The sequence below is a fragment of the Paraburkholderia sp. RL17-373-BIF-A genome, assembly GCF_046030175.1.
GTDB lineage: Bacteria > Pseudomonadota > Gammaproteobacteria > Burkholderiales > Burkholderiaceae > Paraburkholderia.
Genome location: NZ_JARESO010000044.1, coordinates 42,924 through 58,566, shown reverse-complemented (window position 1 = coordinate 58,566; position 15,643 = coordinate 42,924). Strand labels below are relative to the sequence as shown.

Below are 15,643 nucleotides of genomic sequence, written 5' to 3'. Positions count from 1 at the left end.
CTATCAGTGCGGCAAACGCACATTGAACCGGAACGTCACGAGCCGTGCGAGCAGGATGAAGGCAGTCGCGATCAGCACGCTATACACCGTATCGACGTCCGCATAGTCCAGCAGCACATACAGCCAGCAGCCCACGAACGCACACGTCGCGTAAGGCCGCGAGTCGCGCAGAATCAGCGGCACTTCGTTGCACAGCACGTCACGAATCACGCCGCCGAAAACCCCCGTCAGCACGCCCATCATCACCGAGGTGAACCACGGCATTTGCGCATCGTGCGCGATCGACGTGCCTCCTATGCTGAACAGCCCCAGCCCGATCGCATCCGCCACCAGCAGAACCCGCTCGGAAACCAGCCGCGAGGTCATTTTCAATAGAGTCGGCGCGAACAGCGACATGACGAAGATCGCGATCAGATAATCCTGATGCTCGACCCAGTAAAAAGGCCGCCGTTCCAGCAGCACGTCGCGCAACGTGCCGCCGCCGAAGGCCGTGGCGACCGCCACCAGAAACGTGCCCACCGCGTCGAGCCGGCGAGTTTTGGCCTCGATGAAACCGGAGAGGGCGTACGCGAAAATCGCCAGCGCCTCCATGATGGTCAGCGCGAGCGTCAGCCTCGGATGGATCACCGTGGCTCCGTCAGGATCTGGCGTGAGCCGGCGACGCGCCCGGCTGCAACAGCACGACCACCGCGCCGGCGCCGCCGTCATGCGGGCGCGCCTGGCAGAACGCGATCACCTCGGACTTCTGCACGAGCCACGCGCGTACTTTGCCCTTCAACACCGGCTCCTTGCCGATCGATCCCAGGCCCTTGCCGTGAATCACGCGCAGACACCGCAAACCGCGCTTCACCGACTCGCGGATGAACTCCGCCAGCGCCTCGCGCGCCTCTTCACGCCGCATGCCATGCAGGTCGATTTGCGCCTGCACGATCCAGTCGCCGCGCCGCAGTTTGCGCACCACTTCCTGGCTCACGCCGGGGCGGCAGTAGGACAGCGTCTCGTCGGTTTCGAGCAGGATCTCGGGATCGAACTCGTCGGAGATCGCTTCGTGCAGCACGGCTTCTTCGTCGAGTTTGGTCTGCACCGGCAGCGGCGGCGGAGGATTGCGCGGCAGCGTGGCGCGCGGCGGCACGGCGAGCGGCGCGACCGCGCCGATTTCGCGGCGAAACAGATCGGCGTCCGCCGAGGCTTCGCGCTGCGCGGCTGCGGCGGCCGCCCGTTCACGCTCACGCCGTTGCGTGTCGACTTTGAGCGCGTCGCGCAACGCGCCGAGGCCGGCAAGACCGGCCGCCGGATCGAGCTTCGGCTCGGCAGCGGGTGCAGCCGGTTCGGGCGCGGGTCGCGCGACGGCTCGCGCGCGCTTCGGTTCGCTCGGATGGGGCTGGTTCTTCGGCATTTTTGGGTAATACACGCAGAAAAAGTAGATCGGTCGCGCGACGTTTTCTTGCGACCGGAATGCAAAAAGGCCGCCGGCTTGGCAGCCGCGGCCTTCTTTCAAGCTGGCGGCCGGGTCACGCCCAGTCGCCATTTTACCGTTGCGCTAGTTTTCCCGACCGGTCCGCAGACCGGCGCGGCCGATTAACGCTCGGCTTCCTGACTCATGGCGTGCTCGCCGACCATCTCGTCGATGGTTTCCAGATAGCGTTGCGCGTCGAGCGCGGCCATACAGCCCGTGCCGGCGCTGGTGATCGCCTGGCGATACACGTGGTCCTGCACGTCGCCCGCTGCGAACACGCCCGGCACGCTGGTCGCGGTCGCAAAACCGTTCAGGCCGCCCTTGGTGATGATGTAGCCGTTCTTCATCTCCAGCTGGCCCGCGAAAATGTCCGTGTTCGGCTTGTGGCCGATCGCGACGAACAGACCTTGCAGCGCGATGTCTTCGGTGGCGCCGGTTTGCGTGTTCTTGATGCGCAGGCCGGTCACGCCGGACTGGTCGCCGGTCACTTCGTCGAGCGTGTGGTTCCACTTGATCTCGACCAGGCCTTCCTTTTCCTTCGCGAGCAGGCGGTCGATCAGGATCGGCTCGGCGCGGAACTTGTCGCGGCGATGGATCACCGTCACCTTCTTGGCGATGCCGGACAAATAGAGGGCTTCCTCGACCGCGGTATTGCCGCCGCCGATCACGGCCACATGTTGCTGCTTGTAGAAGAAGCCGTCGCAGGTGGCGCAGGCCGATACGCCTTTGCCCATGAACGCTTCTTCCGACGGCAGGCCAAGATATTGCGCCGATGCGCCGGTCGAGATGATCAGCGAGTCGCACGTGTATTCGCCCGAGTCGCCGATCAGGCGGATCGGCTTCTCATCCAGTTTGGCCGTGTGGATGTGGTCGAAAATGATCTCGGTGTTGAAGCGCTCGGCGTGCTCCAGAAAGCGCGCCATCAGTTCCGGGCCTTGCACGCCGTTGCCGTCGGCGGGCCAGTTTTCGACGTCGGTCGTGGTCATGAGCTGGCCGCCTTGGGCCAGACCTGTGACCAGCACCGGCGCGAGATTGGCGCGCGCCGCGTAGACCGCGGCCGTGTAGCCGGCGGGACCGGAACCAAGAATCAGAACCTTGGCGTGTTTCGTGGAAGTTGCGGGCATGATCGAATCCTTTTACGGCGCCCGGCTCGCCCATGCGAGGCCGCGCGACTTGAGCTGAAACTGTAGATGGGTATCAGCGCGACATTATAAAGGGCGGGGCGCCGGGCTGCTCCATGAAGCTTTCCGATCACGCCGATAGCGTCGGCGGCGCGCCCGGCAACGCCTTTCTGTGGCCAAACGGCCAAGTTACCGTCATTTACAGCCTCGCGCGGGGCACTGCGTTTACAATAGGCCGGATCGAAGTTCCCGGAAGCCGGGATCGGGCCCGAAGCCGCGCTGGGCGAGGCTCCCCCACGGCTCAGGCCGGGAATCGGGCACACACGCAACAGGATCAATGGCAAAAGCTCCCTATTCCGCGAGCGCGCAGGCATTGCCGCACCGCATGTCGCGCCTTTTCACCGAAATCCGCTGGATCCTGCAGGTGGCGCTCGGCGTTTTCCTGCTCATGGCGCTCGTCAGCTACAGCCGGCGCGATCCGAGCTGGACCCATGCCGCGCAGGTCGACCATATCGCCAACTGGGCGGGCCGCGTCGGCGCGTGGACGTCCGACATCCTGCTGCTGCTGTTCGGCCTGTCCGCCTACTGGTGGATCGTGCTGCTCGGCCGCCATATCTCCGCAAACTACAAGCGCATTACCCGTCACGAGGAAGAGCAGGAAGACTTGCCGCGTGAGAGCTGGCTCGCCGACGCGTTCGCCTTCATGCTCGTGCTGCTGGCCTGCGACGGCATCGAGGCGCTGCGCATGTGGTCGCTGAAAGTGCAGTTGCCGCGCGCGCCGGGCGGCGTGATCGGCGAGGCGGTCGCGCGCGGTGTGTCGCACGCGCTGGGTTTCACGGGCGGTACGCTGGCGCTCCTGATCGTGCTCGGCATCGGTTTGTCGTTGTATTTCCGTTTTTCGTGGCTGTCAGTGTCGGAGAAGGTCGGCGAATCGATCATTTCCGCGGTGACGTTTGCCAAGCTGCGCCGTGAGGCCGGCCGCGACCGCAAGCTCGGTGAGGCGGCTGCAGTGAAGCGCGAGGGCAAAGTCGAGAAGGGCCGCGTGCGGATCGAGGAGCACGAGCCGGTCATGATCGTGCCGCCGGTCGTCACGCCGGCCAAGTCGGAGCGTGTCGAGAAGGAGCGGCAAGTGCCGCTCTTCACTGACCTGCCGGGCGATTCCACCTTGCCGCCCATTTCGCTGCTCGATGCCGCGCCCGTCGCGCAGGAAACCATTTCGGCGGATACGCTGGAATTCACTTCGCGTCTGATCGAGAAAAAGCTCAAGGACTTCGGCGTCGAAGTGAGCGTGGTCGCGGCGTATCCGGGTCCGGTGGTCACGCGCTATGAAATCGAGCCGGCCACGGGAGTGAAGGGCAGCCAGATCGTCGGCCTCGCCAAGGACCTCGCGCGGTCGCTGTCGCTCGTGTCGATCCGCGTGGTCGAAACGATTCCGGGCAAGAATTTCATGGCGCTGGAGTTGCCGAACCAGCGTCGTCAGACCGTGAGCCTGTCCGAGATTCTCGGCTCGGCGGTTTATGCGGATGCCGCGTCGCCGTTGACCATGGGCCTTGGCAAGGACATCGGCGGCAAGCCGGTGTGCGCCGACCTCGCGAAGATGCCGCACTTGCTGGTGGCGGGTACGACGGGTTCGGGCAAGTCGGTGGGTATCAACGCGATGATCCTGTCGCTGCTCTATAAGGCGAGCGCCGAACAGGTCCGCATGATCCTGATCGATCCGAAGATGCTCGAAATGAGCGTGTACGAAGGCATTCCGCATCTGCTGTGTCCGGTAGTCACGGACATGCGCCAGGCCGGTCACGCGCTGAACTGGGCGGTCGCCGAAATGGAGCGACGCTACAAGCTGATGAGCAAGCTCGGCGTGCGTAACCTCGCCGGCTACAACAACAAGATCGACGAAGCCGCCAAACGCGAAGAAAAGCTGCCGAATCCGTTCAGCCTCACACCGGACGATCCGGAGCCGCTCACGCGTCTGCCGAACATCGTCGTGGTGATCGACGAACTGGCCGACCTGATGATGGTGGTCGGCAAGAAGGTCGAAGAGCTCATCGCGCGGATCGCGCAGAAGGCGCGCGCGGCTGGCATTCATCTGATTCTGGCCACGCAGCGTCCGTCGGTGGACGTGATCACCGGCCTCATCAAGGCCAACGTGCCGACGCGGATGGCCTTCCAGGTGTCGTCGAAGATCGACTCGCGCACGATTCTCGACCAGCAGGGCGCGGAATCGCTGCTCGGCATGGGCGACATGCTGTATCTGCCGCCGGGCAGCGGCTTGCCGGTGCGCGTGCACGGCGCGTTCGTGTCGGACGAGGAAGTGCACCGCGTCGTCGACAAGCTCAAGGAACAGGGCGAGCCGAACTATATCGAAGGCATTCTCGAGGGCGGCGTGACGGGCGAGGGCGACGAAGGCTCCGCGGGCGCCGGGGGAACCGGCTCGGGCGACGGTGAGTCGGACCCGTTATACGACCAGGCGGTCGATGTGGTGCTGAAGAACCGTCGCGCGTCGATCTCGCTGGTGCAGCGGCATTTGCGCATCGGCTATAACCGCGCGGCGCGCCTGCTCGAGCAGATGGAGAACTCGGGCGTGGTGTCGGCGATGTCGTCGAACGGCAATCGCGAGATTCTTGCGCCGGCGCGGGAAGCGGAATAGCCCGACGGGCCTCAGTTCCGCGGCAAGACGGGCGGTGTGCCGTCGGTTGCGAAGCTGCCTGCGTTACCGCAGCGGGGAGCGGACGGCAAGCCGTGCTTCCACGACGTTCAGGCGCCGGCCGACTCTCTAAGGCTCGTTTAAGGCTGATTGCCTAAGCTGCTATAACACGTAAGCATGGCCGGCCGAGGGCAAGCCATCTGGCTTTGCGCCAGGCGCTCATCGCCGCGGGCACACAAGGATCGCCCGTGCGCCCACGACCACGGCCGCTCAACGAATTCAATCAAGGGAGAAAACTACATGCAGCTATTCGCGCAGCAGCACGCTCGAGAGAATGCTCAATCCAGCCGTTTCGGTCAGCTTGCCCGCACCCTCATGCGTAGCGTGGGCAGCGTGGCGATCGGCGCGTCGGTGCTGTTCGCGTCGCAGGCGTTCGCGAGCGGCACCGAGCAACTGAAGGCGTTCGTCGCGCAAGTGCATTCGGCGCGCGGCACTTTCGTGCAGCAGGAAGTGCGGGCACCGAGCAAGGCGCAAAGTGCGAGCGGCACGTTGTCGACCACGGGTACCGGCAAGACCGGCACGTCGAGCGGCACGTTCACGTTCGCGCGTCCCGGCAAATTCATCTGGCAATACGAGAAGCCGTATGCCCAACTGCTGCAGGCGGACGGCGACAAGCTCTACGTGTACGACAAGGATCTGAATCAGGTGACGGTGCGCAGCCTCGGCGGCGCGCTCGGCGCGAGCCCGGCGGCAATCCTGTTCGGCAGCAACGATCTGGACAAGAACTTCACGCTGCGTGATGCGGGGGTGAAGGCCGGCATCGACTGGCTCGAACTGACGCCGAAGGCGAAGGACACGCAATTCCAACGCGTCGGCATCGGCTTCAAGGACGGCAATCTCGAAGCGATGGAATTGCACGACGTGTTCGGCAACGTGACTTTGCTGACCTTCTCGAACATTCAGAAGAATCCGCCGCTGCCGGCCGATGCATTCAAGTTCACGGTGCCGAAGGGCGCGGACGTGATCAACGGATAAGCCGCCTTGGGGCGAGACGAAGTGCAGAGAAAGCCGCGCCTGAAAGCGCGGCTTTTTTATTGCACGCGTTTTCTAACTTACTCGTCCACTTCCAGAACCTGCACCGGATGCGCGGCCTTCATGTCGTCGATGAATGCTTCGACGATATCCGTGCGATGCTGCCGCGCCCGCGTGACCATGTGGAACGCGACGCGGTAACGCATCTGCGCCGGATTCAGCGCGCCGAGCAGCCCTTGCTTGACGAACGGCGCCGCGAAATGCCCGGGCAGATAGCCGAGGTGATGCCCGGAGAGCACCAGCATCGCGACCGCTTCCATATTGTCGGCGACGGCGGTGACGTTCTGCGGCGTGGTCGAACTTTCGGCTTCGGGCAGCGGATAACTGCGCCACGCCCATTCATGCTGCGCGGCCTCGGCAGGCGGCACCTCGCCGGCCTGAGCGAACAACGGATGCCCTTTCGCGCAATAAGCGAACTGATCTTCCGCGAACACCTCGGTGTATTCGAGCGACGGCACGCGATGCCAGAAATAGCCGATGCCGATCTGAATCCGCCCATTCAACAGCAACTCTTCGAGTTCGCCCGGCGAGCGCACCAGAATCGAAAACCGCACCGACTGATCGCGCGCCCGGAAGCGGCCGATCGCGTCGCTGATGCGCGCGCTCGCCGACACCGGCGTGTGGCCTATCATGCCGATATCGAGTGTGCCGACGAGCTTGCGACCGACGTTGCGCGCCTGCATGCCGAAGGTGTCGACGGCTGAGAGCAGAGCGCGGGCGGCGTCGATGAACTGCTCGCCGCGCGCGGTCAGGCTGAAGCCGCCGCGGCCGCGCTCGCACAACCGGTAGCCGAGGCGCGTTTCCAGCGTGGCAAGCTGCGTGCTGATGGTCGACTGGCCGACGTTCAGGGTCGCCTGGGCCGGCGACACGCCGCCCGCGTCGACAATGGCGAGAAATACGCGGATCAGCCGCAGGTCGAGATCGGTGAGTTGGGAGAACATAGGTCAGGATACATCGCTGAGAATCAATGTGAAGTTTATTCCGTCGGTATTTTAACTTCTCGAAAACTGCTCAAGAATCGAGATTCGCCCGGCAAGGTGCGGTTTTGATGCTTCTCCTCGGCCGGTCTGCACGATTTTGCTTGCTGCCCCCTTTTCATTGCCGAGACACGATGAATACCTCTTCCTTCATTTCCCCAGAAGCCGGCGAACGGCCGCAGCCGCTGTCCGGCAACGCCATGCCCCGCTGCGGCGGCATCGCAACGATGATGCGGCTGCCGAACGTCGGCTCGGCCGAAGGGTTCGACGCCTGCTTCGTCGGCGTGCCGTTCGACCTCGGCACCTCGAACCGCACCGGCGCGCGCTTCGGTCCGCGCCAGATCCGCAGCGAGTCCGTGTTGCTGCGTCCGTACAACATGGCGACGCGCGCGGCGCCCTTCGATTCGCTGCGCGTGGCCGATCTCGGCGACGTCGCGATCAATCCGTATAACCTGCACGATTCGATCAAGCGCATCGAAACCGCGTACGACGAAATTCTCCAGCACGATTGCAAGCCGATCACGCTCGGCGGCGATCACACCATCGCGCTGCCGATCCTGCGCGCGATTCATCGCAAGCACGGCAAGGTCGGCCTGATTCACGTGGATGCGCACGCGGACGTCAACGACACGATGATGGGCGAGAAGATCGCGCACGGCACGCCGTTCCGGCGCGCGGTGGAAGAGGGCTTGCTCGATTGCGATCGTGTCGTGCAAATCGGTTTGCGCGGCACGGGTTACGCGGCGGAAGACTTCGACTGGTGCCGCGATCAGGGCTTCGAAGTGGTGCAGGCCGAGGCGTGCTGGAACCAGTCGCTCGTGCCGTTGATGGCGCGTATTCGCGAGCGTATGGGCGACGGTCCGGTGTACATCACGTTCGACATCGACGGGATCGATCCGGCCTTTGCGCCGGGTACGGGCACGCCGGAAATCGCCGGCCTGACGGTGCCGCAGGCGCTGGAAATCATTCGCGGCTCGCGCGGGCTGAACATCGTCGGCTGCGATCTGGTCGAGGTCGCGCCGCCGTACGATCCGTTCGGCACGACCGCGCTGCTCGGCGCGAATCTGGCGTTCGAATTGCTGTGCGTGTTGCCGGGCGTCGAGTATCGGGCGTCCACGCGCTGAAGCGACTTGCGTGATAAGAAAAGGCCTGCATTTGCAGGCCTTTTCGCATTTCTGGGTTCGCGTGACGCTCGCTCAAGACTCAGGCATACGCCGTCTTGCGCGTCGACACGAACACCAGATAGCACGCCGCGCCGATCACCAGCGCGGGCAGCGTCGCGCCGAGATTCGGCAGCCATTGGTTGATCGCCTGATACGCGACGATGCCGATGGCCCACGCGAGGAACGCGCTCAGATGCCAGCCGCCCGAGAAGCCGTAACGGCCGCGCACGTCGGCGAGCGCGGCGGCTTCGATGCGGCGCTTGCGCACGATGAAGTGATCCACCAGCACCACACCGAACAGCGGCGCGAACACCGAGCCGATCAGCAGCAGGAAGTTCTGATACTTCGCCATCGGCACGGCCACGGCGATCAGCGTGCACAACGCACCGAACGCCGCCGACAACAGAGGCACGCTGCCGCGAGCCCAGACCGTGCCGGTCGACACCGCGGCCGAGTGGATATCGGCGAAGGCGTTGTCGACTTCGTCGATCAGGATCAGCAGCAAGGCGAGGCCGCCGCCGGCTTGCGCCAGCGCGCCCGTCAGCAGAGCGTCGCCGCCGCCTGCCGCGAGGCCGTAGATCGCGCCGAGCGCGTAAAACCAGACGTTGGCGATGCCGTAGCCGAGCAGCGTGCCGCGGAAGGTTTCGCCGGGGCGCCGTCCGAAGCGCGTGTAGTCGGCGATCAGCGGCAGCCACGACAGCGGCATGGCCACCACCAGATCGATCGCGCCGCCGAACGACATCTCACCCGTGCCCGGACGCTGCATCAGCGCAGCCAAATCGTGCTTGGCGAGCAGATTCCACGTGAGCCACGCCGCGCCCGCGAGCAGCAGCCAGATGCCCCACGTGCGCAGAAACCGCCGCACGAACGACAGCGGGCCGCTGATCGCCAGCAGCGTCGCGAGCAAGCCGAAGATCACGGTCCAGATGAGCGGCATGGAGAGGCCGAAGGCCTGTTTGGCGAGGGCGTCGGCGGAGTCGCGCATCACGATCACCTCGAACGAGCCCCAGCCGACCAGTTGCACCGCGTTCAGCACGGCGGGCACGGAAGCGCCGCGCACGCCGAGCGTCGGCCGCAGCGACGACATTGCCGCGAGCCCCGTATCCGTGCCGATGACGCCGGCCAGCGCCAGCAGCACCACGCCGATCACGCTGCCGATCACGATGGCCAGCAACGCATGCGGCAGCGACAATCCTGGCACCAGCAGCGCGCCCGCTTGCGCGACCAGGAGGCCGATGCCGAGCGAGAACCAGAGCGCGAACGCGTCGCCGGTGCGGAATGCGCGGCGCGCGTCGGGCACCGGCGTGAGCGGTGCGTAGGTGGAACCGGCGTCGCCGGCGAGTGGATCTTGTGCCATCTGTTCTTGTCCCTGTTGGTGTTGCTTGCAAACTTACCTGTGAAGTTGGGTCGGCGGTTGCGTTTGCTGTTATATCCGCGGTTGCTTATCGGGTTGCTTCATTCGCTGCCGGATTTCTGCCCGGCCCAGCCGCCCAAGTCCTCCCGGCGCGCCGCGCGGTCTTCGTCCGGGCGCCGTCACTGTCATAATGCAGGACGTTGCCCGCACTTTCGCGTGCTGGCGTGGCTCACCGGCAGTACGCCGCCTTCACACGGACCGCGTCCGGAAAAGCCGAGATTATCCCCAAAACGTCATGTTTGAAGAAACCCGTGCCAATGTTCCGCTCGCCGAACGCCTGCGGCCCCGCAATATCGACGAAGTGATCGGCCAGAAGCATCTGCTCGGCCCGAACAAGCCGCTGCGGGTCGCCTTCGAATCCGGCGAGGCCCATTCGATGATCCTCTGGGGCCCGCCCGGCGTTGGGAAAACCACGCTCGCCCGGCTCATGGCCGATGCGTTCCATGCCGAGTTCATCGCGCTGTCCGCGGTGCTCTCGGGCGTGAAGGACATCCGCGAAGCGGTCGAGACCGCGCAGATTCATCGCGCGAACGGGCATCAGACGCTCGTGTTCGTCGACGAAGTGCATCGCTTCAACAAGAGCCAGCAAGATGCGTTCTTGCCGCACGTCGAGTCGGGACTGTTCGTGTTCGTCGGCGCGACGACCGAGAATCCGTCGTTCGAGGTGAATAGCGCATTGCTCTCGCGTGCGGCCGTCTATGTGCTGAAAAGCCTGAACGACGAAGAGCAGCGCGAGTTGCTCGAACGCGCGCAGCAGGAACTCGGCGGCCTCACGTTCACCGACGAAGCCCGCGACGCCCTGATCGGTTCCGCCGACGGCGACGGCCGCAAGCTGCTGAACAACCTCGAAATCGTCGCCCGGGCGGCCTCGCAGCAAAAGACCACCGAGATCGACGGCGCCTTGCTTGGCAGCGCGCTCGCCGAAAATCTGCGCCGCTTCGACAAGGGCGGCGACGCATTCTACGACCAGATCAGCGCGCTGCATAAATCGGTGCGCGGCAGCAGCCCGGACGGTGCGCTGTACTGGTTCTGCCGCATGCTCGACGGCGGCGCGGACCCGCGTTATCTGGCGCGCCGCATCGTGCGCATGGCGTGGGAAGACATCGGCCTCGCCGATCCGCGCGCCGCGCGCATCGCGCTCGACGCCGCCGAAACCTATGAGCGCCTCGGCACGCCCGAGGGCGAGCTGGCGCTGGCGCAGGCGATCATCTATCTGGCGGTCGCGCCGAAATCGAACGCCGGGTACAACGCGTATAACGAGGCGCGCCGCTTCGTGAGCAAGGACCAGTCGCGCGGCGTGCCGGTGCACTTGCGCAACGCGCCGACCAAGCTGATGAAGGAACTCGGCTACGGTCACGAGTATCGCTACGCGCACGATGAACCCGATGCCTACGCGGCCGGCGAGACCTACCTGCCGGAGAACATGCGCGATCCGCATTGGTACGAGCCGACGCCGCGCGGGCTCGAAGGCAAGATCGGTGACAAGATGGCGCGTCTGGCGGAGCTCGACGCGCAGTGGCGCAGCGAGAACAAGCCGAAGAAGGGGTGAGGGTTTGCGGCGGCATCCGCACGCGTTCACCATCTAACGCACCGGCCGCCCGCGCCGGTGCGCTAAAATCCCACCTTCATATAACGAACACCCGCCCCATCCCATGCTCGACATACAGCTGCTGCGCAAAGACCTCGACGGCGTCGCCAAACGCCTCGCCGACCGCGGCTATACCCTCGACGTGGCGGCCTTCACCGCGCTCGAAGCGGAACGCCGCGATACCCAGACCCGTACCGAAGAGATGCAGGCGCGCCGCAACAGCCTGTCGAAGCAGATCGGCGCGATGAAAGGCAAGGGCGAGGACACGTCGGCGGTGATGGCCGAAGTGGGCGGCATCGGCGACGAAATGAAGGCGTCGGCGGCCAAGCTGGACGAGATCCAGAAGCGTCTGTCGGACCTGCTGCTCGGCGTGCCGAACCTGCCGCACGAAAGCGTGCCGATGGGCGATGACGAAACCGGCAACGTCGAAGTGCGCCGCTGGGGCACGCCGCGCCAGTTCGACTTCGAAGTGAAGGATCACGTCGATGTCGGCGCGCCGCTCGGGCTCGACTTCGAGACCGGCGCGAAGCTCTCGGGCGCGCGCTTCACCATGCTGCGCGGCCAGATTGCGCGGCTGCATCGCGCGCTCGCGCAGTTCATGATCGACACGCACACGCAGCAGCATGGCTATACGGAGATCTACACGCCGTACATCGTGAATCCGGAAATTCTGTACGGCACCGGCCAATTGCCTAAATTCGCCGATGACATGTTCCGCGTCGAGAAGGGCGGTGAAGAGAACACGGTTACGCAGTATCTGATCTCCACCTCAGAAATTTCGCTGACGAACACGGTGCGCGACAGCATCCTCGAAGCGGACGCGCTGCCGGTCAAGCTGACCGCGCATTCGCCGTGCTTCCGCTCGGAAGCGGGCTCGTATGGCCGCGACACGCGCGGTCTGATCCGCCAGCATCAGTTCGACAAGGTCGAGATGGTGCAGATCGTCGCGCCGGAAGCGTCTTACGACGCGCTGGAAGAGATGGTCGGCCACGCTGAGACGATTCTGCAGAAGCTGGAACTGCCGTACCGCGTGATCACGCTGTGTACGGGCGATATGGGTTTCTCGGCGGCCAAGACGTACGACCTGGAAGTGTGGGTGCCGGCGCAGAATACTTATCGCGAAATTTCGAGCTGCTCGAACACGGAGTCGTTCCAGGCTCGCCGCATGCAGGCGCGTTATCGCAATGCGCAGGGCAAGCCGGAGCTGGTGCACACGCTGAACGGTTCGGGTCTGGCCGTGGGCCGTACGCTCGTGGCGGTGCTCGAGAACTTCCAGAACGCCGATGGTTCGGTCACCGTGCCGGCGGCGTTGCGTCCGTACCTCGGCGGTGTGGAGCGGCTGGAATTGCCGGCTGCCTGATTGGAGCGTAGCGGGTCGCTGTTGTCGTTTCCAAGCCTCTTCGAAAAATTTTTGTCGAGGGGCTTGGAAATCGAATTCAGCTGTTTTATAATCTTTTTCTCCCAAGCAACGACCCGCTTGGATCTGACTCTGCAGTGACCTAAGCAACCTCGTTGCTGCGAGTAAGAAGACCCGGAAAGGTGGCAGAGTGGTCGAATGCGCTGGACTCGAAATCCAGTGTACCTTTAGGGGTACCGTGAGTTCGAATCTCACCCTTTCCGCCAATTCAGAAAACAGGCCCTTCGGGGCCTGTTTTCGTTTCTGCTGAGCGCGTTCGACGATTCTCGTGGCGATCGATCAATGGATCGAGCCGCTGACCGCATCGAGAGTACCCACAGCTACCGCATCAGCTTCGTCTCGCGGTCGCCGCGCGATCGAGCGCCACGTCAACATTCCGCGATACAACTCCACATCGATCTCCGCCCATCGCTCCAAATCGCGGCGCAACGACTCACTGTTCATTGTCGTCCGCAGACCGGCCGCCAAACTGAATCGACTCCGCAATCGCGGCTAAACGCATCCATTCCCTTCCTCGCTGCGTAAATCCCCTCAAGGACGCGCAACCCCGCCACACCCGACTGACCAACCGCGCGCCCCGACCAGGAGACGCGCCCATGCCCCATTCCGCACCGACCTCACCACTACCGCGCGGCTCGCGGGTCGCGGTCATCGGCGCCGGCATTTCGGGTCTGGCCAGCGCGTATCTGCTGGCGCGCAATCATCGGGTCACGCTATTCGAATCGGCCGGCTACCTGGGCGGCCATACCAACACGGTGGATGTCACGCTCCACGGCCACACGCACCCCGTCGACACCGGCTTCCTGGTGTTCAACGACCGCACCTATCCGAACCTGCTCGCGCTGTTCGCCGAACTGGGCGTGCAATCGCATCCGAGCGACATGACCTTTTCGGTCTCGCTCGACGAAGGCGGCCTCGAATGGGCCGGCACCAGTCTGAACACGGTGTTCGCGCAGCGCCGCAACCTGTTGTCGCCGACCTTCATCGGCATGCTGCGCGACATCATGCGTTTTAACGGCAGCGCGCAACGCAACCTCGAACTGGCGATTCAAACGCGCGCGTCGATGGGCGAACTACTGACCGAAGGCGGCTACGGCGGCGCGTTCCAGCGTCAATATCTGCTGCCGATGGCCGCCGCGATCTGGTCGAGTGCCACCGCCGACATCCTCGCGTTCCCGGCCACCACCTTCTTGCGCTTCTGCCTGAACCACGCGCTGCTGCAGGTGAATCGCCGGCCGCAGTGGAAGACCGTGGTCGGCGGCGGTCGGGAGTACGTACAGCGCCTTGCAAGCACGCTCGACGACGTCCGCATCGGAACGGCAGTCCGCGGCGTGCGGCGCGACGCGGACGGTGTCGACGTGTTCACGGACAACGGCACGGAACGCTTCGACGCGCTGGTGCTCGCCACTCACGCACCGACCACACTGCGGCTGCTGGAAGACGCCGATCAGGACGAGCGCGGCGTGCTCGCGGCGGTGCGCTATCAACCGAACGTCGCGGTGCTGCATACGGACACGAACCTGTTGCCGCGTCGTCAGCGCGTGTGGTCGGCGTGGAATTACCTGGGCAGCCGCAGTATCGACGGCATGCATCCGGTGTGCGTCAGTTATCTGGTCAATCAGTTGCAGCCGCTGCCGTTCAAGACGCCGCTCGTCGTCACGCTCAACCCAGTGACCCAGCCGGCGCCGGGCACCGAACTGCGCCGCTTCGTCTACGACCATCCGCTGTTCGATCTGGCCGCGATCGACGCGCAGCATCGTCTGCCTTCACTGCAGGGCAAGCGCCGTACGTGGTTCGCGGGCGCATGGACGGGCTATGGTTTTCACGAGGACGGTCTGAAATCGGCGCTGCGCGTTGCCGCCGATTTTGACGCATCGCCGCCATGGGCCAGGCTATGAAACCGCCGAGCGACAGCGATAGCGACATTGCCGCCTCGATTCCGGCAGCCTGGCTTCTGACCGGCAAGGTGATGCACGAGCGACTGCGGCCAAAACATCATCGCTTCACGTATCCGGTGTTTTACGTGCGCTGCGACCTGGATCGACTGGCCTCGCTCGATAGCGGCTGGTTCGGCATCGACCGATGGCGGCCGCTCAGTCTGTATCGACGCGACCACGGTCCGCGCGACGGCCGCGAACTCGCCACCTGGATGCGCGAGCAACTATCGGCCGCGGGCGTCGAAGAAGCGAACGGCCGGATCTGGTTGCAAGCTTTCCCACGCGTGTTCGGCTACGCGTTCAATCCGGTCAGTTTCTGGTTCTGTCACGACCGCGACGGCCGGTTGCGCGCGCTGCTGGCCGAAGTGCGCAACACATTCGGCGAGCGCCACAGCTATCTGCTCAGCGCAAACGGCAACGCGCCGATCGCCGCGAATACGCGGCTCATGTGCCGCAAAGTGCTGCACGTGTCGCCGTTTTGCCGTGTGGAAGGCGGCTACACCTTTCGCGTGAGGGAAGCTTCCAACAGCGCGTCGGTCTCGATCGATTATCACGACGCCGACGGTCTGTTGATCCGCACCGCACTGGGCGGCCGCCTGACGCCGCTAACACGCGCGAGCGCGCTCGCCGCGCTGCTGCGTCAGCCGCTGCTGACCGTTGGTGTCGTCGCGAGAATCCACTGGCAGGCCTTGCGCCTTGCTCTCAAGAAAGCGCCGTTTCACGGCAAGCATCCCGCGCCGGCCCGCACCGGCGACGCGCCCACCGACCACGCCGCAGCCGGCCGACCATCCGCCGCCGCGCGCCCTATTTCGTCCGATTGAGGAGATTCAG

12 protein-coding genes and 1 tRNA gene are annotated in these 15,643 nt (G+C 64.6%); 8 read left to right on the top strand and 5 right to left on the bottom strand.

Features of this window, described 5'->3' with window-relative positions:
- Positions 1 to 3 precede the first annotated feature (3 nt).
- The 3 genes from P0D80_RS35930 to trxB all read right to left on the bottom strand — a co-directional run bounded on the left by P0D80_RS35930 (position 4) and on the right by trxB (position 2,580).
- The gene (locus P0D80_RS35930; RefSeq protein WP_132376955.1) at positions 4 to 624 is read right to left on the bottom strand and encodes a trimeric intracellular cation channel family protein; all 621 of its coding nucleotides are present in this window, start codon (positions 622 to 624) and stop codon (positions 4 to 6) included.
- 13 nt (positions 625 to 637) lie between these two features.
- Entirely contained in the window at positions 638 to 1,396 is a 759-nt protein-coding gene (locus P0D80_RS35925; RefSeq protein ID WP_132375655.1) for a Smr/MutS family protein, read from the bottom strand.
- Positions 1,397 to 1,578: 182 nt separating this feature from the next.
- Positions 1,579 to 2,580 (bottom strand): thioredoxin-disulfide reductase, encoded by a 1,002-nt coding sequence (trxB, locus tag P0D80_RS35920; protein WP_132375654.1) that lies wholly within the window; start codon positions 2,578 to 2,580, stop codon positions 1,579 to 1,581.
- Positions 2,581 to 2,914: 334 nt separating this feature from the next.
- Here trxB and P0D80_RS35915 point away from each other — a divergent pair, with 334 nt between their 5' ends.
- Positions 2,915 to 5,227 carry a DNA translocase FtsK gene (locus P0D80_RS35915; protein ID WP_408180678.1) on the top strand — a complete coding sequence of 771 codons (2,313 nt, stop codon included), beginning with the start codon at positions 2,915 to 2,917 and terminating at the stop codon, positions 5,225 to 5,227.
- A gap of 297 nt (positions 5,228 to 5,524) precedes the next feature.
- Complete coding sequence (gene lolA, locus P0D80_RS35910) at positions 5,525 to 6,259, top strand: outer membrane lipoprotein chaperone LolA (RefSeq protein WP_408290926.1); 735 nt, start codon at positions 5,525 to 5,527, stop codon at positions 6,257 to 6,259.
- Positions 6,260 to 6,336: 77 nt separating this feature from the next.
- Here lolA and P0D80_RS35905 read toward each other — a convergent pair whose 3' ends face one another.
- Positions 6,337 to 7,257 (bottom strand): LysR family transcriptional regulator, encoded by a 921-nt coding sequence (locus tag P0D80_RS35905; protein ID WP_132375648.1) that lies wholly within the window; start codon positions 7,255 to 7,257, stop codon positions 6,337 to 6,339.
- 170 nt (positions 7,258 to 7,427) lie between these two features.
- On the opposite strand from P0D80_RS35905, the gene speB reads away from it, so the two are divergent.
- Positions 7,428 to 8,417, top strand: a complete 990-nt coding sequence (gene speB, locus P0D80_RS35900; protein ID WP_012432090.1) for an agmatinase — start codon at positions 7,428 to 7,430, stop codon at positions 8,415 to 8,417.
- 79 nt (positions 8,418 to 8,496) lie between these two features.
- Here speB and cytX read toward each other — a convergent pair whose 3' ends face one another.
- A complete protein-coding gene (gene cytX, locus P0D80_RS35895) occupies positions 8,497 to 9,813 on the bottom strand; it encodes a putative hydroxymethylpyrimidine transporter CytX (RefSeq protein WP_408290923.1) in 1,317 nt (438 codons plus the stop codon).
- A 292-nt stretch (positions 9,814 to 10,105) separates the two neighbouring features.
- On the opposite strand from cytX, the gene P0D80_RS35890 reads away from it, so the two are divergent.
- The 5 genes from P0D80_RS35890 to P0D80_RS35870 all read left to right on the top strand — a co-directional run bounded on the left by P0D80_RS35890 (position 10,106) and on the right by P0D80_RS35870 (position 15,633).
- On the top strand, positions 10,106 to 11,419 hold the full coding sequence (locus tag P0D80_RS35890) for a replication-associated recombination protein A (RefSeq protein ID WP_408180675.1): 1,314 nt from the start codon (positions 10,106 to 10,108) through the stop codon (positions 11,417 to 11,419).
- A 103-nt stretch (positions 11,420 to 11,522) separates the two neighbouring features.
- Positions 11,523 to 12,818, top strand: coding sequence for a serine--tRNA ligase (gene serS / locus P0D80_RS35885; RefSeq protein WP_408290921.1), 1,296 nt, complete (start codon positions 11,523 to 11,525; stop codon positions 12,816 to 12,818).
- Positions 12,819 to 12,991: 173 nt separating this feature from the next.
- Positions 12,992 to 13,081, top strand: a tRNA-Ser gene (locus P0D80_RS35880).
- A gap of 390 nt (positions 13,082 to 13,471) precedes the next feature.
- Positions 13,472 to 14,773 carry an NAD(P)/FAD-dependent oxidoreductase gene (locus P0D80_RS35875; protein ID WP_408290919.1) on the top strand — a complete coding sequence of 434 codons (1,302 nt, stop codon included), beginning with the start codon at positions 13,472 to 13,474 and terminating at the stop codon, positions 14,771 to 14,773.
- Complete coding sequence (locus tag P0D80_RS35870) at positions 14,770 to 15,633, top strand: DUF1365 domain-containing protein (protein ID WP_408180672.1); 864 nt, start codon at positions 14,770 to 14,772, stop codon at positions 15,631 to 15,633. Before P0D80_RS35875 ends, P0D80_RS35870 begins: the two co-directional genes overlap by 4 nt.
- The last annotated feature ends 10 nt before the right edge of the window (positions 15,634 to 15,643 follow it).

Coding starts and splice junctions, on each gene's coding strand:
- P0D80_RS35925 (WP_132375655.1), bottom strand. CDS start 1,396: ATGCCGAAGAACCAGCCCCATCCGAGCGAACCGAAGCGCGCGCGAGCC.
- trxB (WP_132375654.1), bottom strand. CDS start 2,580: ATGCCCGCAACTTCCACGAAACACGCCAAGGTTCTGATTCTTGGTTCC.
- P0D80_RS35915 (WP_408180678.1), top strand. CDS start 2,915: ATGGCAAAAGCTCCCTATTCCGCGAGCGCGCAGGCATTGCCGCACCGC.
- lolA (WP_408290926.1), top strand. CDS start 5,525: ATGCAGCTATTCGCGCAGCAGCACGCTCGAGAGAATGCTCAATCCAGC.
- P0D80_RS35905 (WP_132375648.1), bottom strand. CDS start 7,257: ATGTTCTCCCAACTCACCGATCTCGACCTGCGGCTGATCCGCGTATTT.
- speB (WP_012432090.1), top strand. CDS start 7,428: ATGAATACCTCTTCCTTCATTTCCCCAGAAGCCGGCGAACGGCCGCAG.
- cytX (WP_408290923.1), bottom strand. CDS start 9,813: ATGGCACAAGATCCACTCGCCGGCGACGCCGGTTCCACCTACGCACCG.
- P0D80_RS35890 (WP_408180675.1), top strand. CDS start 10,106: ATGTTTGAAGAAACCCGTGCCAATGTTCCGCTCGCCGAACGCCTGCGG.
- serS (WP_408290921.1), top strand. CDS start 11,523: ATGCTCGACATACAGCTGCTGCGCAAAGACCTCGACGGCGTCGCCAAA.
- P0D80_RS35875 (WP_408290919.1), top strand. CDS start 13,472: ATGCCCCATTCCGCACCGACCTCACCACTACCGCGCGGCTCGCGGGTC.
- P0D80_RS35870 (WP_408180672.1), top strand. CDS start 14,770: ATGAAACCGCCGAGCGACAGCGATAGCGACATTGCCGCCTCGATTCCG.